The 20,068-nt window shown below is 42.3% G+C and carries 18 protein-coding genes and 1 other RNA gene; 11 read left to right on the top strand and 8 right to left on the bottom strand.

Translation table 11 applies throughout. The features are described 5' to 3' along the window. Positions 1-70 precede the first annotated feature (70 nt). The 5 genes from zapE (at position 71) to sspB (ending at position 4,003) form a co-directional block, all read left to right on the top strand. Entirely contained in the window at positions 71-1,195 is a 1,125-nt protein-coding gene (gene zapE / locus KDJ85_RS03635) for a cell division protein ZapE (protein WP_225818515.1), read from the top strand. A gap of 306 nt (positions 1,196-1,501) precedes the next feature. Beyond that, a complete protein-coding gene (rplM, locus tag KDJ85_RS03630) occupies positions 1,502-1,930 on the top strand; it encodes a 50S ribosomal protein L13 (protein ID WP_070928932.1) in 429 nt (142 codons plus the stop codon). Positions 1,931-1,944: 14 nt separating this feature from the next. Continuing rightward, entirely contained in the window at positions 1,945-2,337 is a 393-nt protein-coding gene (rpsI, locus tag KDJ85_RS03625; RefSeq protein ID WP_004258235.1) for a 30S ribosomal protein S9, read from the top strand. 522 nt (positions 2,338-2,859) lie between these two features. Then, positions 2,860-3,501: a stringent starvation protein SspA gene (sspA, locus tag KDJ85_RS03620; RefSeq protein WP_206083565.1), complete on the top strand. Its 642-nt coding sequence runs from the start codon at positions 2,860-2,862 to the stop codon at positions 3,499-3,501. Between the two features lie 22 nt (positions 3,502-3,523). Beyond that, the gene (gene sspB / locus KDJ85_RS03615; protein WP_225818681.1) at positions 3,524-4,003 is read left to right on the top strand and encodes a ClpXP protease specificity-enhancing factor; all 480 of its coding nucleotides are present in this window, start codon (positions 3,524-3,526) and stop codon (positions 4,001-4,003) included. 60 nt (positions 4,004-4,063) lie between these two features. Here sspB and KDJ85_RS03610 read toward each other — a convergent pair whose 3' ends face one another. Beyond that, the gene (locus tag KDJ85_RS03610) at positions 4,064-5,470 is read right to left on the bottom strand and encodes an FAD-dependent oxidoreductase (RefSeq protein ID WP_225818514.1); all 1,407 of its coding nucleotides are present in this window, start codon (positions 5,468-5,470) and stop codon (positions 4,064-4,066) included. 301 nt (positions 5,471-5,771) lie between these two features. Here KDJ85_RS03610 and arcB point away from each other — a divergent pair, with 301 nt between their 5' ends. The 3 genes from arcB to mtgA all read left to right on the top strand — a co-directional run bounded on the left by arcB (position 5,772) and on the right by mtgA (position 9,734). Beyond that, positions 5,772-8,120 carry an aerobic respiration two-component sensor histidine kinase ArcB gene (arcB, locus tag KDJ85_RS03605; protein WP_225818513.1) on the top strand — a complete coding sequence of 783 codons (2,349 nt, stop codon included), beginning with the start codon at positions 5,772-5,774 and terminating at the stop codon, positions 8,118-8,120. Between the two features lie 232 nt (positions 8,121-8,352). Then, the gene (elbB, locus tag KDJ85_RS03600; RefSeq protein WP_225818512.1) at positions 8,353-9,003 is read left to right on the top strand and encodes an isoprenoid biosynthesis glyoxalase ElbB; all 651 of its coding nucleotides are present in this window, start codon (positions 8,353-8,355) and stop codon (positions 9,001-9,003) included. An 8-nt stretch (positions 9,004-9,011) separates the two neighbouring features. Then, positions 9,012-9,734, top strand: a complete 723-nt coding sequence (mtgA, locus tag KDJ85_RS03595) for a monofunctional biosynthetic peptidoglycan transglycosylase (protein ID WP_225818511.1) — start codon at positions 9,012-9,014, stop codon at positions 9,732-9,734. A 63-nt stretch (positions 9,735-9,797) separates the two neighbouring features. On the opposite strand, the gene dolP is transcribed toward mtgA, so the two are convergent. From dolP to KDJ85_RS03575, 4 genes are all read right to left on the bottom strand, one after another. Continuing rightward, positions 9,798-10,373: a division/outer membrane stress-associated lipid-binding lipoprotein gene (dolP, locus tag KDJ85_RS03590; protein WP_047756668.1), complete on the bottom strand. Its 576-nt coding sequence runs from the start codon at positions 10,371-10,373 to the stop codon at positions 9,798-9,800. A 9-nt stretch (positions 10,374-10,382) separates the two neighbouring features. Beyond that, positions 10,383-10,973: a DnaA initiator-associating protein DiaA gene (gene diaA, locus KDJ85_RS03585; RefSeq protein WP_004925390.1), complete on the bottom strand. Its 591-nt coding sequence runs from the start codon at positions 10,971-10,973 to the stop codon at positions 10,383-10,385. A 703-nt stretch (positions 10,974-11,676) separates the two neighbouring features. Further along, positions 11,677-12,051, bottom strand: coding sequence for a YraN family protein (locus tag KDJ85_RS03580; RefSeq protein WP_225818510.1), 375 nt, complete (start codon positions 12,049-12,051; stop codon positions 11,677-11,679). Positions 12,052-12,259: 208 nt separating this feature from the next. Then, positions 12,260-13,936, bottom strand: a complete 1,677-nt coding sequence (locus KDJ85_RS03575; RefSeq protein WP_225818509.1) for a penicillin-binding protein activator — start codon at positions 13,934-13,936, stop codon at positions 12,260-12,262. A 61-nt stretch (positions 13,937-13,997) separates the two neighbouring features. Here KDJ85_RS03575 and rsmI point away from each other — a divergent pair, with 61 nt between their 5' ends. The 3 genes from rsmI to KDJ85_RS03560 all read left to right on the top strand — a co-directional run bounded on the left by rsmI (position 13,998) and on the right by KDJ85_RS03560 (position 16,845). Continuing rightward, positions 13,998-14,870 (top strand): 16S rRNA (cytidine(1402)-2'-O)-methyltransferase, encoded by an 873-nt coding sequence (gene rsmI / locus KDJ85_RS03570; protein ID WP_225818508.1) that lies wholly within the window; start codon positions 13,998-14,000, stop codon positions 14,868-14,870. Between the two features lie 93 nt (positions 14,871-14,963). After that, positions 14,964-15,337, top strand: an RNA gene (gene rnpB, locus KDJ85_RS03565) — RNase P RNA component class A. A gap of 437 nt (positions 15,338-15,774) precedes the next feature. Continuing rightward, positions 15,775-16,845, top strand: coding sequence for a 4Fe-4S binding protein (locus KDJ85_RS03560; RefSeq protein ID WP_225818507.1), 1,071 nt, complete (start codon positions 15,775-15,777; stop codon positions 16,843-16,845). A 135-nt stretch (positions 16,846-16,980) separates the two neighbouring features. Here KDJ85_RS03560 and dagF read toward each other — a convergent pair whose 3' ends face one another. The 3 genes from dagF to KDJ85_RS03545 are packed head-to-tail and all read right to left on the bottom strand — an operon-like array spanning position 16,981 to position 19,958. Further along, positions 16,981-17,721, bottom strand: a complete 741-nt coding sequence (gene dagF / locus KDJ85_RS03555) for a 2-dehydro-3-deoxy-phosphogluconate aldolase (protein ID WP_225818506.1) — start codon at positions 17,719-17,721, stop codon at positions 16,981-16,983. A gap of 1 nt (position 17,722) precedes the next feature. Next, the gene (locus KDJ85_RS03550; protein WP_225818505.1) at positions 17,723-18,835 is read right to left on the bottom strand and encodes a DgaE family pyridoxal phosphate-dependent ammonia lyase; all 1,113 of its coding nucleotides are present in this window, start codon (positions 18,833-18,835) and stop codon (positions 17,723-17,725) included. Further along, a complete protein-coding gene (locus KDJ85_RS03545; protein WP_225818504.1) occupies positions 18,819-19,958 on the bottom strand; it encodes an amidohydrolase/deacetylase family metallohydrolase in 1,140 nt (379 codons plus the stop codon). The genes KDJ85_RS03550 and KDJ85_RS03545 overlap by 17 nt, the downstream gene beginning before the upstream one ends. Positions 19,959-20,068 lie beyond the last annotated feature (110 nt).

Here is a 20,068-nt window from a genome sequence, read left to right as displayed (position 1 = left end):
GTTATAATAAAGGCAGTGTATATCAAATAACGGTAAAAAAACCGAAAATTTTTTAAGGATTATTCAGTTAATGTCACCGATGACCCCTACAATGCGTTATCAACAAGCGCTAGCGGATGGCAATTATCAGCCAGATGACGTGCAAAAGCTTGCCGTAGAACGTTTAGATAAAATTTATCAGCAACTGACTCAAGCTGTTTTAGCTGTGCCAAATGGAAAGAATAACGGTTTTTTTAGCCGATTATTAGGGAAAAACACGGCCAATAAATCAATAGAACCTGTTCAAGGCTTATATATGTGGGGTGGGGTAGGTCGCGGTAAAACATGGCTTATGGACATGTTTTATGAAAGCTTACCTGGTGATCGTAAACTTCGGTTGCATTTCCATCGTTTTATGAAGAAAGTGCAAGAAGATTTGATGGCTTTACAAGGGCAAGAGAACCCGCTAGATATCATTGCGGATGAATTTAAAAAGCAAACCGATGTGCTGTGTTTTGATGAGTTTTTTGTCTCTGATATTACTGACGCGATGATACTGGGAACGCTGCTAGAAGGTTTGTTTGCCCGCGGGATCACGCTAGTTGCCACGTCAAATATCATTCCTGACAATTTATATCGCAATGGCTTACAGAGGGCGCGGTTTTTACCTGCTATCGAACAAATCAAAAAATATTGTGATGTAATGAATGTTGATGCAGGGATTGACTACCGCTTACGGACTTTGACGCAAGCCCACCTCTTTTTGTCTCCGATAAATGCGCAAAATCGTCAGCACTTGGATGAGGTTTTTGTCAAATTGGCGGGTAAGGAAGGTGAGTTAAACCCAGTCTTAGAGGTCAATCACCGGAAAATGCAAGTGCTTCGCTCAGCGGAAGGTGTTTTAGCTGTAGAGTTTAAAGTACTGTGTGAAGAGCCGCGTAGTCAAAATGACTATATTTACTTATCAAACTGTTACCACACGGTTTTACTGTACGATGTCCCTTCGATGGGGTCGAGAGATGAAAACCCTGCACGGCGTTTTCTTGCGCTGGTGGATGAGTTTTATGAGCGTAAAGTGAAATTGGTGATTAATGCAGAAGTCCCGATGGAATCATTATATCAAGGGCAACTTTTGGCCTTTGAATACCAACGCTGTTTATCTCGCTTACAAGAAATGCAAAGTGAAGAATACTTAAAAATTCCACATTTGGCTTAAGTTTTTTGCTTGCATGCGAGTTTCAGTGCAAAAATAAACTAAAACGTTTAAATTAAGTACAAATGGCGTTTGATATTCACACAAACGTAAAAAAAATGCATTTGGGGTCGATTTTTGTTTCTGACTTCTCTATAATCTTGCGACCCCACGTTACAGCGCTATTTTTTATTTCCCAAAAAATAACGCATAATGCCAGTTAGGCTGCTCGAAGGGGTAGGTTTACTGGACAAAGAGTCGTGTGAACCTCAGAAAGCTTATGAACATGAGTGTTCACCAACGTGTAACTTCAATATTGGGTAAGTTTTAATGAAAACTTTTACAGCTAAACCAGAGACCGTAAAACGCGACTGGTACGTTGTTGATGCAGATGGCAAAACTTTAGGCCGTCTTGCAACAGAAATTGCTAGCCGTCTGCGCGGTAAGCATAAAGCGGAATACACTCCGCACGTGGATACTGGTGATTACATCATCGTTCTGAATGCAGAAAAAATTGCTGTTACCGGCAAAAAACGCGAAGACAAAATCTACTATCGCCACACTGGCCATGTAGGTGGAATCAAGCAAGCAACTTTCGAAGAAATGATTGCTCGCAATCCTGAGCGTGTGCTTGAAATCGCGGTTAAAGGCATGTTGCCAAAAGGACCTCTGGGTCGTGCAATGTACCGTAAACTGAAAGTTTACGCAGGTAATGAGCACAACCACGCGGCTCAACAACCGCAAGTTCTTGACATTTAATCGGGATTATAGCAATGGCTGAAAATCAATACTACGGCACTGGTCGCCGCAAAAGCTCATCTGCTCGTGTCTTTATTAAGCCGGGTAGCGGTAACATCACAATCAATCAGCGTACGCTGGAACAGTACTTTGGTCGCGAAACTGCGCGCATGGTCGTTCGTCAGCCGTTAGAATTGGTTGAAATGTTGGAAAAACTGGATCTGTACATCACTGTTAAAGGTGGTGGTATTTCAGGTCAAGCAGGCGCAATCCGTCACGGTATTACTCGTGCACTGATGGCTTATGATGAGACTCTTCGTTCTGATCTGCGTAAAGCTGGTTTCGTTACCCGTGATGCGCGTTCTGTTGAACGTAAGAAAGTGGGTCTGCGTAAAGCTCGTCGTCGTCCACAGTTCTCCAAACGTTAATTTATTGCCCTGTGGGCATAAAATTGATGAAAAAACCCGTCTTTATGGCGGGTTTTTTATTGCCTAAAAATCAGTAAGCTGACGTTTAAAGATAATTTAAAAAAGAATTAAATATAATTAGCAGAAAAAGAAAACGAATTAGTCTAAAATTTTAAATAATCACTCTTTGGTAATAAAAATTGTTTTTTTCATCATAACATCCAGATAACAATAGAGTTTGCTCTAAGGTTTATTGTTTTTTAATTTGAATTAGTTCAGTTTTTTATTGTGATTTTTGTGTGATTATTCTTTTACAATGAAATAAATCTATGATTTTTCCTATCACGCCCCCCTAAGCTGTACAAAATCTGTTAGAATATGCCCCTGTTTTTTTATTTCATCATTTCTCGCCTTTCTGTGCGGGAGGGTTGTGTTGACTTTCAGTATGGATAAATGAAAGTAGGACACAGGGGATTTTAAAATGGGTAACGGGTAATTAAAAATTAATTACATTTCGTCCATTTTTGTAATTTGGAGGTTTTAATGGCTGTCGCTCCTAACAAACGTTCGGTAATGACATTGTTCTCAGGCCCAACTGACATTTTTAGCCATCAGGTACGTATCGTCTTGGCAGAAAAAGGGGTTAGCGTCGAAATTGAACATGTTGAACCTGGTCATCCGCCTCAAGATCTCATTGATCTCAACCCGTACCAAAGCGTTCCGACACTTGTTGATCGTGAGCTGACTTTATATGATCCGCTGATTATCATGGAATACCTTGATGAGCGTTTTCCTCATCCTCCATTAATGCCTGTTTACCCAGTCGCGCGTGGAACTAGCCGTCAATTAATGCATCGCATTGAAAAAGACTGGTATTCTCTGATGCACAAAGTAGAAAAAGGCAGTGCTCAGGAAGCGGATAGCGCCCGTCGTCAACTAACGGAAGAGTTAATTGCTGTTTCGCCTGTTTTTGCTGAAATGCCATTTTTTATGAGTGATGAATTTAGCTTGGTAGATTGCTATTTAGCGCCGCTGTTATGGCGTTTACCTGTACTGGGTATTGAATTGAAACCTGCTAATAGCAAACATTTACAGATGTACATGCAACGTGTATTTGAGCGTGATGCATTCTTAGCATCTTTGACGGAATTAGAACGCGAAATGCGTCTGTCAGCAAGAGGCTAAAAGTATGATGGAAATGACAGCAATGTCACCACGTCGCCCTTATCTGTTACGTGCCCACTATGAGTGGCTACTCGATAACGATATGACCCCGCATTTGGTGGTTGATGTCACTGTTCCTACTGTTAACGTTCCAATGGAATTCGCTCGGGATGGGCAAATTGTATTGAATGTTGCGCCACGTGCTGTGGGTAACTTTGAAATTACCAATGACGAAGTGCGTTTTAATGCACGTTTTGGTGGAGTTCCTCGTCAAGTGTATGTCCCAATGGCCGCAATTATGGCTGTGTATGCGCGTGAGAATGGTGCAGGGATGATGTTTGAACCTGAAGCAGCCTATGATGCACAAATATCTTCTGATTTTGAAGACGTAGATGATTCGCAAGAAGAAGGGATTGCATTAGTTCAAGATAGCTCATTAGTTGAGCATAGCGCTGAAGAACCTTCGGATGATGAGCCACCAAGGCCACCAAAAGGCAGACCTGCATTAAGAGTGGTTAAGTAGTAAATTCACTTCATATTGATAGAAAAACAGAGGGATTGTCCTCTGTTTTTTTATGTTTTTCTATACTCCTAAAAAAAGTAAAATACCCTCGGCGGCACTGCGTCCATCGGCAATTGCATTGACAACAAGGTCTGAACCTCGAACAGCATCCCCCCCAGCAAATATTTTTTCATGGGAAGTTTGAAAAGGAAACGGGCTATTGCGACTTGCACAAATATGCCCCTGCGAGTCAAGTTGTACAAAACTATCTTCAGACCAAGGTTGCTTGTGTGGGCGAAAACCGAAAGCAACAATGACAGCATCAGCTTCAATTGTAAAATCTGAATTTTTGATAGGTTCTACGGAGGTTCGTCCTTCTTTGAGTTCACCATTCTGGGTGCGGATGACAGAAATCCCGCGGACTTTTTGAGTCTCATTCAAAAGAATCTCAGTGGCTTGTAAATGAAAATAAAATTCAGCCCCTTCTTCAATTGCATAATTTATCTCTTTTAGTGAAGCGGGCATACTTTGTTTGTCACGCCGATATATACAGGACACCTGCGAAGCACCTTGGCGAATCGCTGTTCGCACACAGTCAATTGCGGTATCTCCTCCGCCGAGTACAACCACATTTTTTCCCTGTAAATCGATATAAGGTTCAAGAGGTAAAGGTGGGAGTTGCATCAAATGGCGTGTGTTAGCAATTAAATAAGGTAGGGCATCATAACAGCCCTGAGCGGCATTCCTGAGCAGTTCACCTTTAATTGCACTGTATGTGCCTATTCCGAGGAAAATCGCGTCATAATTCGTCTCAAGCGTATTGAGGTGTATATCCTTACCGATATCGATGTTAAGTTGAAATTGAATTCCCATTTTAGTGAAAATATCGCGTCGTTGTATCATGACCTGTTTTTCTAATTTAAATGCGGGTATCCCAAAAGTTAATAAACCACCAATTTCGGGATGTCTATCAAATACAGTCACTTGTACACCATTACGCGCTAAAACATCTGCACATGCAAGGCCAGCAGGGCCCGCACCAACAATAGCAACACGGAAATTCACAGGCGTGACATGGGAAAGATCAGGCCGCCAACCTAGAGAGAATGCGGTGTCATTGATATAACGTTCTATGTGTCCAATGGTGACAGCGCCAAAGGTATCGTTCAATACACAGGCCATTTCACACAGTTTATCCTGTGGACAAATGCGGCCACAGACTTCAGGTAAGCTATTGGTATGATGAGATAATTCAGCTGCTTCAATAATACGACCCTCCTCTGCTAATTTTAGCCATTTGGGGATGGTATTATGCAAAGGACACTTCCATTCACAGAACGGACTACCGCAGGAGAGACAACGGCTTGCCTGTTGCTGCGTATTGTTGACATCATCAGGCTCATAAATTTCGACGAAATCTATTTTTCGAATATTGACTGCTTTTTTTGGCGGTTCATTTCGTGGGAGACCGATAATTTTGGCGTTCATGGTATTCCTTACTGAACTTAGTCTGAATTTACATCATACAGTGCGCTTTGAAACCTAAAGCTTAGCACGACAAAAGTCAGTATAAGTCGCATGATTGATCTATTTTTCAAACGATTATGATGAAAAGTAACCCGAGATACATTTTTACCCGAGCTAAAACAAAGAAATTACCTGATTGTTATTTATCATTAATGATAAAAAATGGCTATTGAATGAGCAGGATCGACATTTTGTATTAATAAACATCCGAATCTGCCCTGTTTGATATATGATTCAAAGAGAATTTTACTAAGGGGTGGTTATGAAAGTACTTCGCGGCCTTGCGCAATACTATGTCGATTTGATGATGAAACTTGGATTGGTGCGATTTTCACTATTACTCGCATCCGCACTTGTTGTACTCGCCATGATAATGCAAATGGCAGTCGCTATCTTCTTGCGTGGGCATGTAGATAGTTTAGATATGGTCGGGTCTATTTTCTTTGGGCTTATCATCACTCCGCTTGCGGTCTACTTTCTGTCTGTTGTGGTGGAACAACTGGAAGAATCACGTCAACGATTATCGCGTATGGTGGATAAGCTTGAGGTAATGCGCAAGCGTGACGCTGAATTAAACACGCAATTACAAGGAAATATAGAGCAGCTCAACCTCGAAATACTTGAGCGTGAAAAAGCGGAGCGTGCACATTTAGAATTACTTGAACAACTTAAGCAAGAAATGAAATACCGTGAGCAAACTCAAGTTGAACTTGAGCAGCAATCGGTATTGTTACGCTCATTCCTTGATGCCTCTCCTGACTTAGTTTATTACCGTAATGAAAATAACGAATTTTCGGGTTGTAATAGGGCTATGGAACTCCTGACTGGGAAAAGTGAAAAACACTTAGTTGGGCTCACTCCGCTAGATATTTATGATGTGGAAATTGCTTCTAAAGTGATGGAAACCGATGAAAAAGTTTTTCGCCATAATGTTTCTCTAACCTATGAACAATGGTTGGTTTATCCAGATGGTAGAAAAGCCTGTTTTGAGCTACGAAAAGTGCCATTTTATGACCGTGTTGGCAAACGCCATGGTCTCATGGGTTTTGGTCGCGATATAACAGAGCGTAAACGTTACCAAGAGGCATTAGAGAGCGCGAGTAGGGAGAAGACCACATTTATTTCAACAATCAGCCACGAGCTTCGTACCCCCCTTAACGGCATTGTTGGCTTGAGCCGAATATTGTTAGACACTGAGTTAACTTCGGAACAATCTAGCTATTTGAAAACGATTCATGTCAGTGCAGTGACATTAGGAAATATTTTCAACGATGTCATTGAGATGGATAAGATCGAGCGCCGTAAGGTTCAGTTGGATAACCAGCCAATCACATTATCTGAGTTTGTGAATGATCTCGAAAATTTAAGCGGCTTATTAGTTCAGCCAAAAGGGCTTAAATTTGTTATGGATGTCGCCCCTGCATTGCCGAAAAAAGTATTAACTGACGGGACGCGATTGCGCCAAATATTATGGAACTTAATTGGTAATGCAGTCAAATTTACACAAAAAGGGGAAGTCAAACTCAGTATCTGGCAAGAGTCTGAAAATAAATTGTTTTTTAGGGTACAAGACAGCGGAATTGGTATCCCAAAAGATGAGCTAGATAAAATTTTTGCAATGTACTATCAAGTAACAGATTCTGCGGGTGGTAAGCCTGCAACGGGAACGGGGATTGGACTTTCTGTATCTCGCCGGCTAGCACAAAATATGGGGGGAGATATCCAAGTTGAAAGTCAAATAGGTGAAGGTTCTACATTTACGTTATCTATTTCTGCGCCTGTTGTTGACGATGAAATTGTGGAATTTGAAGAAAATGATGATGATTACCCATTACCTGCTTTGCATATTTTATTAGTGGAAGATATTGAACTAAACGTTGTTGTGGCGTGCTCTGTATTAGAAAATTTAGGGAATACAGTTGATGTCGCGATGACGGGCAAAGATGCGTTATCCATGTTCGCACCTGGTGAGTACGATTTAGTCTTATTAGATATTCAGTTACCAGATATGACAGGGTTGGATATTTCAAGGCAACTGAAACAGCAATATAACAAGGAGGATTTACCTCCACTCATTGCACTGACCGCAAATGTGCTTAAAGATAAAAAAGAGTACTTTGATGCAGGTATGGATGGCGTTTTAAGCAAACCATTATCTGTTCCAGCACTAACTCAAGTTATTGAGCAGTTTTGGGGCGAGCAAGCCGCTCACTCTGAAGAAGAGGTCCAAAGTGATATCCCTGAATCAACGGTTGATGAGTCAAGGTTAGATTGTGAAATGTTGGAGCAATATATTGAATTAGTTGGCCCTAAATTAATTTATGATGGGCTAGACGTATTTGAAAAAATGCTTCCAGGCTACTTAGCAATTCTCGACTCTAATATGGTTGCAAAAGATCAAAAGGGTATCGTGGAAGAGGCTCATAAGATTAAAGGTGCAGCGGGTTCTGTGGGCTTAAGGAATTTACAGAAAATAGCTCAGCAAATCCAATCTCCTGATTTACCAGCTTGGTGGGATAATGTACAAGAATGGGTTGATGAATTAAAACAGGATTGGAAAGACGATATAGAAACTTTAAGAAACTGGGTTGATGCGCGTACAAAAAAATAACCCCAACCGAAGTTGGGGTGCGCGAATACTGCGCCAACACCAGGGAAATCGTTGATTTGCATGTATTTTTCATTCTAGGCAAATCATTAAATTAGGTTAATCGCGGTAAGCAATAACATCAAGATACCAAAATTTAGCGAATCTGTTACAAGATTCATTAAAATCTGTGATGAAGATTGATGTTTGCCTGCCTTATCGCTTGAGAGATAATTTACTACAAATGGAGCAAGATATGAAATCAATTGCGGTTATTTTAAGTGGCTGTGGTGTATTTGATGGAAGTGAGGTTCATGAGTCAGTATTAACAATGTTAGCATTGAGTCAAAACAATGCTGAAGTTCATTTTTTTGCACCTGATGAGTTGCAACCAACTGTTATAAATCATATAAATGGAAAAGAAAATACAGAAAAACGTAATCAATTAGAGGAATCAGCCCGTATTACACGTGGTAAAATATCCCCTTTATCCTCTGCAGATGCCTCTAAGCTGGATGCGCTCATTATTCCTGGTGGTTTTGGTGCGGCAAAAAATTTATGTGATTTTGCAGTTAAAGGAAGTGACTGTGAGATTAATAAAGAACTGTTAAGTTTAGTTCGTCAAATGCACCAACAAAAAAAGCCTCTAGGGCTGATGTGTATTGCGCCTGTTATGCTTCCGAAAATGTTAAATACATCAGTGAAATTAACTATTGGCGATGATGGCGAAACGATTGCTCAAATAGAAAATATGGGAGGAGAACACATCAAATGTTCAGTTGATGACATTGTTGTCGATGAAGTTAACCGAGTTATAACAACCCCTGCTTATATGCTGGCACAATCAATTTCTGAAGCAAATACAGGGATTAATAAACTCGTTAAGAAAGTATTGGAAATGGCGTGATTATTTGAATGCTAACTATTGTTTCTCGATTATGGCGCGGGTTAAAGAAGATCACAATTTCATTACTTCTGGTGTGGTTTTGTACTGTCATTGTCTTTAAATATGTCCCCGTGCCATTCTCAGCGGTTATGGTTGAGCGTCAAATTAGCGCATGGATAAACTTAAATTTTTCTTATGTATCGAGTTCTACTTGGGTCAGTGAAAAACAGATCTCTCCGTATATTTATTTAGCGGTTATCGCATCTGAAGATCAAAATTTTCCACATCATTGGGGTTTTGATCTTGATGCAATTGAACGTGCTTATAAACATAATGTGAACAATAAACAATCAATTAGAGGTGCCTCAACAATCTCCCAGCAGACCGTTAAAAACTTATGGTTATGGGGTGGTAGAAGCTGGGTCAGAAAAGGCTTGGAAACAGTGATGACGCCAATAATGGAGCTTATGTGGTCTAAACAGAGAATACTGACCATTTACCTTAATATTGCTGAGTTTGGTGATGGGGTTTTTGGTATTGAAGAGGCCTCAAATAAATTCTTTAATAAGCCTGCTAGTCAGCTCTCTATGAGTGAGGCTGCACTTTTAGCAGCCGTTCTTCCTAATCCACACCGATATAGTGCAAAATCACCATCTTCTTATGTGTTAAGACGGCAGGCGTGGATACTGAACCAAATGCACCTTTTAGGCGGTAAGAATTTTCTGAAAGTAAATGATGTTTTGCCTGAATAAGAAAAAAGCCATAGTTTTTCACTAATGGCTCTTATTCTTATTCGGATATATTATTGTTTATGATTAATTGAGATAAGTGAAAGCCGTCGTCACTCGACGAACACCATCAGTTTCACTGGCGATTTTAGCAGCAGCATCACCCTCTTGCCTTGTTAATACGCCAAGTAAAAAAACCTCACCATTTTCAGTAATCACTTTCACACTACCCGATTTAACACTATCACTCGCTAAGATTTTTGATTTAACTTTAGTGGTTAACCAAGTATCTTTGGAAGCAGTACCTAAATCGACAGGTTCACCGCTACGCACTTCATTATAAACGGATACGGTGCCATCAACATTCGAGGCGATTTGTTTGGCGCGTTCAGCCCATGACATATCAGGACTTTGCCCAGTTAATAGCACATTACCTTTATATGCAGTGGCAATAATTCGTGCCTTACCCGTAATTTCTTTATCTTTATTGAGCTGTCCGCTCACTCGAGCTTCTAATGTGCCATCATCAACTTGCTGGCCAACGGTCCGTGGGTCAGAAGCACTTTTCGTGGCAACAGCGGCAGAGCCAACAACTGCAGCACCAATACAGCCTTGTAAAAGAATCGTACTGATTACTATGGCAAAAATGGGTATTAATCGCATTTTGTCTCCTTAATCATCCTGATGAGGGAAAAGAGTATTATCTATAAGATCACATAGACAATTTACAGTAAGAAGATGAACTTCTTGAATTCGAACACTGCGCTGAGAAGGAATACGAATTTCAACATCTTGTGGGCCAAGTAGGCCAGCAAGCTCTCCTCCATCGTAGCCAGTAAGAGCGACAATGGTCATATCCCGTGTAACAGCGGCTTCAACAGCTTTAATAATATCGCTACTATTACCATGAGTGGAAATAGCCATTAAAACATCACCATGTTGGCCTAATGCTCTCACTTGTTTCGCGTAAATTTCAGTAGGTTGCTTGCTACCTGAAATTGCAGTAAGTACCGCATTATCGGTATTCAATGCAAGAGCAGGGAGACTCGGGCGCTCAGTTTCAAATCGGTGGATCATACTCGCAGCAAAACGTTGTGCAGTCGCAGCAGATGCGCCATTGCCACAACATAAAATTTTGTTGCCATTAAGCAAAGACTGAACCATCATCATAGCGGCTCTAGAAATCGCATCAGGCAGCGCCTCAGCGGCTGCAATTTGAGTTTGAATACTTTCGGTAAAACAAACTTTTATTCTATCTAGCACTGGTTTTTTCCTGTAAAAATTTACCCGTCATTCTTCGCGCTGTCGCTGTGTTGGCTGCAATCGCTAACCCTAATCACATACTTTTGTATGCTCATAGGGATTAGCTCACTTGCCGCCTTGCGACAACACGAATTATTTAGGGTAAACCCGTCATGTTCACGCTGTCGCAGTGTTGGCTGCAATCGCTAACCCTAATCACATACTTTTGTATGCTCATAGGGATTAGCTCACTTGTCGCCTTGCGACAACACGAATTATTTAGGGTAAACCCGTCATGTTCGCGCTGTCGCTGTGTTGGCTGCAATCGCTAACCCTAATCACATACTTTTGTATGCTCATAGGGATTAGCTCACTTGCCGCCTTGCGACAACACGAATTATTTAGGGTAAACCCGTCATGTTCACGCTGTCGCTGTGTTGGCTGCAATCGCTAACCCTAATCACATACTTTTGTATGCTCATAGGGATTAGCTCACTTGTCGCCTTGCGACAACACGAATTATTTAGGGTAAACCCGTCATGTTCACGCTGTCGCTGTGTTGGCTGCAATCGCTAACCCTAATCACATACTTTTGTATGCTCATAGGGATTAGCTCACTTGCCGCCTTGCGACAACACGAATTATTTAGGGTAAACCCGTCATGTTCGCGCTGTCGCTGTGTTGGCTGCAATCGCTAAAGAATATAATAGCTTACTGACGAATATTAGCCTTCATCATTAAAGGCATTTTGTATCCATTCGAATTGATTGCCTGTAATAGCACAAATATCAAATCGACAGGCACTGGTTTCGAAACTCTCTTGTCGCTGTGCAAGCCAAATTTTGGCTGCGGCTAATAACTTTCTACGTTTATGCCAGTTTACTGATAAAAGCGCATCACCGTAATCACAATTTTTGCGAAATCGAACCTCAACAAACACCCAACCTGTTTTATCACGCATAATGAGGTCAATTTCCCCACCTCGATTTCTGGCATTGCGTTCAATAAAGGTTAGCCCCTGTTTTTTCAGAAATGCGAGAGCTCGATTTTCGTAATATCGACCTGTTAACCATCTTAAGGGTTTTTGAATTGCTTTCATGACGTCCTTGTCTGAAAAAGCCATCATCCTGATGGCTGAGGTTGTTGACAAAGCAGGATAAAAGCGTGGTTTTTCCTGCTTTGTGTTATCAGCTGAAAATCAATAAATTGATTTTCCTAATTTATTTTTAAAACCTATCCAACCTGCAGTCAAACCTAATCGGTTTGTCAGCAGTCTGAGCCATCATCCTGATGGCTTATCTTTAATCTTACTGAGCAGGGACAACTTGCCCTTGTTTAAACTGTAACCATGGCAGTTCTCGGAACACCACGCAGTTAGCTTGTGTACTTAAGGTTCCTGATGCACCATTGATTTTCACTTGACCTGCTTGTTGCAGTTTGTCATAGCTATTTGCTAATGACCATGCATCAATACCCATTGCATACAGGCGGAATAACGAATAGTCATTATTCAGTTTTTGTTGTGCCTGTTTGCGTAGGTTATTATTTGCTCCCGCAAGCAGTGGGATTTCGCTAAATTTTACGCCATCCATTTCAAAACGGTAGTCTGCACCGGAACCTGCTTGGTTGCTACGAGAACTAGTATAAAGTGCAGGGCGAGAGCGAGAACTGATCGCCATTTCAATCATCGGTTTAATTAGTGTGAGCTCATCACGAGTTGCAACGATATAAACAGAGTCAATTGCACCACTTGCATCGCCTAGCTGGTTACCAGTGTTAACTGGCGTTCCCGTCATTCGAATTCCTGCACCACGGTTAATGGATTCTTTTAAAGAAGGCACTGAACCGAAGGTTTGCATTAATACCGTACCGCCACCTTTTGACTGCCACCCTTGTGCGAAGGCTTTGGCGATTCTATCTCCAAATGCATTAGCAGGTACTAAAACCAATGGCATTTGTTTGCCTTGTGCTTGCATATATGCAGCAGCATTTTGCGCTTCATCCTCAGGAGAAAGCGAAAAGTAGCAAAGATTTGGACGTGGCTGTAATTGGTTAGCATCCAACTCATTCAAGGCTAATACGCTAACGGGTGCACCCATTTGTGCGATAGTTTGAACATCATTTTTCAATAGCGGGCCAACAACGAGGTTGAAACCTTCGTTTTTCGCTTGTTCCAGTAATTGGGGCATTTGCTTGCCTGTGGTATCAAACACTTTGATTGTTTGTGTATTCACAGGTGTGGCATCAATTTGTAGGCTGGAGGAGACGATGTCTGTATCTGTGGGGACGCCGCCTGCGGTATTCGCAACTTCTGCATAAATTTGGTCTAGCACATCGTTGCCGCTACTCGGCTGTGGGGCTGTTCTTGCTGGTGTTGCTGCACCTTGAGGAATGCCTTTTTGTGCATCCATAAATCCTTGCATGATGGCCTGACCAAATACTTTGCCTTGTCCGCTCATTGGGAGAAATAATGCAATTTTGGGGCTATTACCAACACGCGGTAACATAGCTTGAATTAGCTGAGTTGGGGCTAGTGCAGCACCAGGGTTGTTGGAGTAGCGCATTTTCCAGTCATTAAAACCCGCACGGAGGGCATCAGGGTCATCTTGGTTATTTTGATAAATATCGAGCAGATCAACCCAGCCTTGGAGAATATTTTCCTCTGCGCCAATTCCGTGAATCTGTTCTGGCGTCAATTGTGTTAACATCTTCCAGAATCCATCGATGTTAGCTTGGCGATCGGCAGCTGTCTTTAATAATGGTTCTTGGCTAATGTAGGCACGAAGTGCTTCCAGAGAGGGTTTGCCTTGAGCCGCATCAATGATAGCTTGGTAGCCGCTGGCATCGGACGTACTTTGCTCAGGTGTTTTTTGGGTGGAAGGAAAATAATCTGAGACAATTTGGCACCCAGAGAGTGCAAATGTGGACAGCATTGCTGTGCAGATTAACCCTTTTTTCAAATGCAAAAAAATTGAAGGACGCATACTGTATCCAATGGTGTATTTTTCAATTGCTTAATTTTAAACCGGCTATTCGGATGAAACAATGAACCAACCTAATCAAGCTGTGGTTATGGCATCCACGCTGTATATCGTCCCAACACCGATTGGGAATATGGGCGACATCACGCAACGCGCGCTGGATGTTCTTAAACATGTTGACCTTATTGCGGCAGAGGACACTCGGCATTCAGGCATTTTATTACAAAATTTTGCGATAAATGCACGACTGTTTGCTCTGCATGATCATAATGAACAGCAAAAGGCAGATCAATTAATTAGCAGACTTCATCAAGGTGATAGTATCGCATTAGTCTCAGATGCAGGTACACCTTTAATTAATGATCCAGGGTATCATTTGGTCAATCGTTGCCGTGAAGCTGGTATTCGAGTCGTACCGTTACCTGGTGCTTGCGCGGCAATTACTGCATTATCAGCCGCGGGATTGCCATCAGACCGTTTTTGTTATGAAGGTTTTTTACCTGCAAAAACAAAAGGACGAAAAGATGTCTTACAATCACTTGAACAAGAGCCACGCACGCTGATTTTTTATGAATCAACCCATCGCCTACTGGACAGTTTAGCAGATATGGTGGAAGTCTGGGGGCCAGATCGCCATGTTGTTTTAGCCCGTGAAATTACCAAAACGTGGGAGTCTATCGAGGGGCGCCCGGTGGGGGAGTTACTGGCTTGGGTGAAAGAAGATGAAAATCGCCATCGTGGTGAGATGGTATTAATCGTTGAAGGCTATAAGAAGCCGGAGGATGATTCAGCGATTTCACCTGATGTTATCCGCACTCTCAATTTACTGCAAAAAGAGCTCCCCCCGAAAAAAGCAGCGGCGATTACTGCCGAAATTTACGGTTTAAAGAAAAATATGCTGTATAAATTGATGTTAGATAATCAAGATGATGAATAACTTTTAAGCAAATAGCGCTATCAATAGCTTAAGTCGTCAATTGCCAGCTCGAAAGTCTGTACAAGCCGTAGCAAAGTGCCTATAATTCGCCGCGGAGTTGGCCAGACAACCGCTGCTTTATCGTAGTCCCTTCGGGAGACGGGTAGAGGGGAGGAAAGTCCGGGCTCCATAGGGCAGGGTGCCAGATAACGTCTGGGAGGCGCAAGCCTACGACTAGTGCAACAGAGAGCAAACCGCCGATGGCCTGTTTACAGGATCAGGTAAGGGTGAAAGGGTGCGGTAAGAGCGCACCGCGCGACTGGCAACAGTTCGTGGCACGGTAAACTCCACCCGGAGCAAGACCAAATAGGGGTTCATATGGTGCGGCCCGCATTGAACTCGGGTAGGTTGCTGGAGCCAGTGCGCAAGTGCTGGCCTAGATGAATGGTTGTCCACGACAGAACCCGGCTTATCGGCCAACTCCCATTTTTTCGTCATATTTAGCGCTGTCACGGCGTTAGCTTCGTTCAGCCACACGGGTCACATACTTTTGTATGCTCCCCGTGCTGTCCTCACTTCGCTGCCTTGTTACAGCACTAACTATTTAGAAAAAATCTTAGCTTAATAGAAAAATTTGATTCGTCATATTTAGTGTTGTTACGGCGTTGGCTTCATTCGTCAACCCTAGTCACATACTTTTGTATGCTCCTAGGGATTTCCTCATTTTGCCGCCTTGGCACAACTCGAATTATTTAGAAAAAATATAATATTTTTCTTTTTCTGGTCTGCCTTTATCATTTTGTTGCATCAAACCATCAAACCATCAAACCATCAACGTCACAACCCTCTGATGCAAATCAATGTGCTCTTTGAATATGTAAATACAATAATGGTATTTTAAATGCATGTTAAAGAGATAGGCTAAATGGCAAACAAACCTCATATTCGCTACATGCGACGTCCTGGTACGGTGGGTGGTAAGCGTCCTTGGAATGACTGGCGAAATGCCTCAACGTGGCGAAAAGCCGTCCAAATTATACTGCTGGCGATAAACCTTTATATCGGTATTACTTTTTATTACTGGGTACGTTACTTCGAAACTGGAGGGGAAACGTTGTACCTACCGCGTCCGGGAGGGATTGAAGGCTGGCTGCCCATTGCGGGGTTAATGAACTTAAAATACACATTTGAAACAGGGAACTTCCCACCTATTCATGCGGCGTCGACGTTTCTTTTAGTGGCGTTTATTCTTATTAGTTTACTGTTGAAAAAATCCTTTTGTTCATGGATGTGCCCAATAGGAACGATATCGGAATACACAGGGAAATTAGGACAAAAACTGTTTCGTTATCAAATCAATCTCCCTAAATGGCTAGATATCCCCCTGCGAGGCTTAAAGTATGTGCTGTTAAGCTTTTTTCTTTATATTGCATTTTCTATGTCAGCGCAGATGATCCAATACTTTATGATGTCGCCTTATGGGATCATTATTGATGTGAAAATGTTGGATTTCTTTCGCCATATTAGCGACTTTGCATTGATTAGCGTGGTAGTTTTGGTGGTGTTGAGCTTATTTATTCGCAATGCTTGGTGCCGTTATCTCTGTCCTTATGGGGCGCTGTTGGGGCTATTTTCACTACTTTCACCCATTAAAATTCGCCGTAATGTAGAAAGCTGCATTGATTGTGGAAAATGTGCGAAAAACTGCCCATCACGCATTCCAGTGGATAAACTCATTCAGGTAAGAACGGTAGAGTGCACGGGGTGCATGACCTGTGTGGAATCTTGCCCAGTTGCGTCAACACTGGATTTTTCACTGCAAATACCCACGCAAAAACGTCAATTTCCATTATCGGGGAGTGTCATGATGGCTTTGACCTTGGCCATTTTATTTATCATGATTGGCATTGCTGCTTTCTTCGGGGTATGGGATAGCCCTGTGCCAGATAATTATTGGTTTCATATTATACCGAATGCACGAAGTATAGGTCATTGATAGAGAATGAAAAAAAGCCCCACACAAACTAGATGAGTGGGGCATTTGTTGTTTTGGTCATTTTGTCACAATGACTCTGTTTGTAACGTCTCGCTTATATTTATTTTCTGACTTCTTTTTACTGCTTTTAACGCATCAATTAACCGCTTGCTTAACCATCTGCAATAACTGACGCACATCTTCTGGGCGCGTATCACCCGTATCTTTATCAATAATTGAACTATAAATATGAGGAATGATTTTCTTCACACCTGCATCGAGGGCGATTTGCAAAATTTCGGCAAAATTGTCTAAATCAATCCCTCCAGTCGGCTCTAAAGAAAAATCAAATTTTGCACAGGCTTTGGCGATAGCTTTATATTCCTCAATATAGGTTAACCCTTTCATATTAAAGAATTTAACTGAATCTGCCCCCATGTCTTTTAGCATCATAATCGCAGTTTCGATAGGAACGATGCCATCAGGGGATTGGGAACTTAGCGGGCCTGTTGAAATTTTCACCATACCAATTGTGCCTGTTGGGGAAATCAGCGCATTTACAAACGTTTCATTTTGGCCGAGTAAAGCACGGCTGATTGGTGCTCCCGTAAACACTTGGTTGACGTGCTGTGGCTGAATTTCTTTTGAAATCAAAGAAACCATTGTGGATTGATTCGGATCACCCGCACCGAGACCCACAGATAATGCATTGTCCGTTTCTTTGGCATAAATGCGCATATCAGCGATAGCACTGTCTAAATCAGGGTAGTTTTTCGATAATACACCGACGACAACAAAGGTTTCTGCGGCGGCATAGATATCTTTGGCATTTTGGTGGCTGCCAGCCAATACATTTAAACAAACGCGGTCACGGTAAAAATTCGGTGACAATTTCATCTTAAATTCCTTCTACTAACAAACGAATATTCTTTGAAATAACATCAAGTTGTTCAGTACTGACGCTGCGAATATCCGCCTCGACTTTCCCTTCGTTGGCTTTATATTCACGGAAGTAAATCGCGGTATCGCCTTGTTTTAAGTCAGCCATAATTTGATAGGTTGTTTTACCAATCACTTTTTCATCGAAGCTGATTTCGGTACGGGCGATGTCGCGCCCTGCGGCGTCCCAGACGACTTGGGCTGAAATGCCCTTAATGGCATTTAGATCACTGATAAACTTCGCCATACGCGTGACCATTTCTGCGCCAGTTTCTTTTTGTGCAGTTAAGTATTGTTCGATGGCAAGGGTTAAGCCCAAAATGCCTTCTTTGCCGACTTTCATAGCACGGCCAATACCTTGGCTTTGGCGTTTTACCCACTCAACATACTGTTTTTTACCGACAACTAAGCCACTGGTCGGCCCTTCAATAGCTTTTGCACCGCTGTAAATGACAATATCACCACCCGCTTGGTAATACGCGGTTAACTCTTCTTCTGCGGCAGCATCAACAATCAATGGCAGCTGGTGGTCATGTGCCACTTTAGCTGCTTGCTCGACGGTTAACATACTTTTTTGCACGGTATGATGGGATTTGATATACAAAATTGCTGCCGTATTTGGGGTGATTTTTGCGGCTAATTGGGCTGCACTGCATTCGTTCGCAAAGCCCGCTTCAATCACTTTTCCGCCGCCTAAAGACACCATGGTGTCAACTGGCGCACCAAAGTTGACGTTATGGCCTTTTGGTAAAATAATTTCACGCGGAACAACTTTTTCCGATGAATGCAGGTTCAGTAATAAGTCATCATCGTCCTGCACAATCACACCCGCAACCGCTTGGGCAATACCTGCTGAGGCGCAAGACACCACGACAGCGGCTTCGACATTCAACAAATTGGCGATGTATTCACCTGTTTTATTAACTAAATCTTTAATTTCAAAGTAATTATTAAGTCCGTAAGCGACACGTTCAATAACTTCAGGCGTTGGTGTCGATACGCCTAGAATGGTCATGCGGCCAGACGCGTTGATAACGTGTTTTAACTGATATTTCTCATAAATCGATTGCATGTTCGGATTCACCTTGCGCATGAATAATATGTTTACCACCAACGATAGCGGCAATAGGCACAAAGCGGTGTGTGCCTACGCGGTGCTCGCCTTCTGCGTCAGTGAGTTCAGTTTGTTCTTCTTTCAGATCAAACAACGTAATGTCTGCATCGAAACCAGGTCTTAAATACCCTTTTGCTGGGAGTGATAAGAAATTAGCGGCTTTTTCTGTAACACAGCGTAAAATTTGCTCTGCACTAAAGCCCATGCACAGGAATTTAGTCATCACAAATGCAAGGCTGTAAACAGGGCCATTCACACGGTTGCGATGGTAAATATCGGAGCTGATAATGTCAGGGTATGTGCCGATACGCATGGCTTGTTCAGCTACTTTAAAGCTAAAACTTTCACCGCCATGGCCGACATCTAAAATCACACCACGTGCCAGAGCTCGGGCAATTGAGGGTTTAAGATAGCCATCATCACCTAAAATTTTATTGGGTTTGCCATTAAAGCAGTGTGTGATGATATCGCCACGCGTGAGCAAATCAGCCACTTCATCAATATCTGGCGGGTTATTACCGATATGCACCATCAATGGGAGACGGTGTTTTTTCTGCATCTCTTTGGCTTGAACTAGTGGTGCGATGCCATTTTCACCCACAACGCTTTTACTCATACGGGCTTTCATTCCCACCACAAAGCCTTGGTGGCGTTCGATAGCCTCTTGAAAACACACTTCGTTGATATTGTTCATATCGGATAATTCATTTTGTGCAATGATGCCAATTCGTGAAATATTCAACAAAGAAAAGACGTTGGTTTTGGATTTTTTGGTTAATTGATAAAATTTATCAATATCGTCAGCGCCCACACTCCCCGCATCAACCAGTGAGGTAACACCACCCGCAGCGCCTGCTAAATCGGGCTCATCAAAGTAGATTGGTGATTCGGCAAAACAGTGTGCATGAGAATCAATCCATCCCGCGCTGACATAGGTTTTCCCTTTTAAGTCAATCACTTTGTCAGCTTGTTGGTTACAGGCTAACTCAGGGCCTGCCGCGTCGATTTTTCCGTCTTTAACGAGAATATCGATAATTGAACCATCGATAAGCTTGGCGTGTTTTATGATTAAGGAATACATAGTCACCTTCTTTCATACTTGTCATGTCATGCTCGTCATACTTCAAACCGCAGCGTTGTTGGCTGCTCTATGCGCCTAGGAACTCACTTACTTGCCGCCTAGCTACGTTT

The sequence above is a fragment of the Providencia vermicola genome, from assembly GCF_020381325.1.
Lineage (GTDB): Bacteria > Pseudomonadota > Gammaproteobacteria > Enterobacterales > Enterobacteriaceae > Providencia > Providencia vermicola.
Note: the sequence above shows the minus strand (reverse complement) of the source record. Positions and strands in the feature narration are given on the sequence as shown.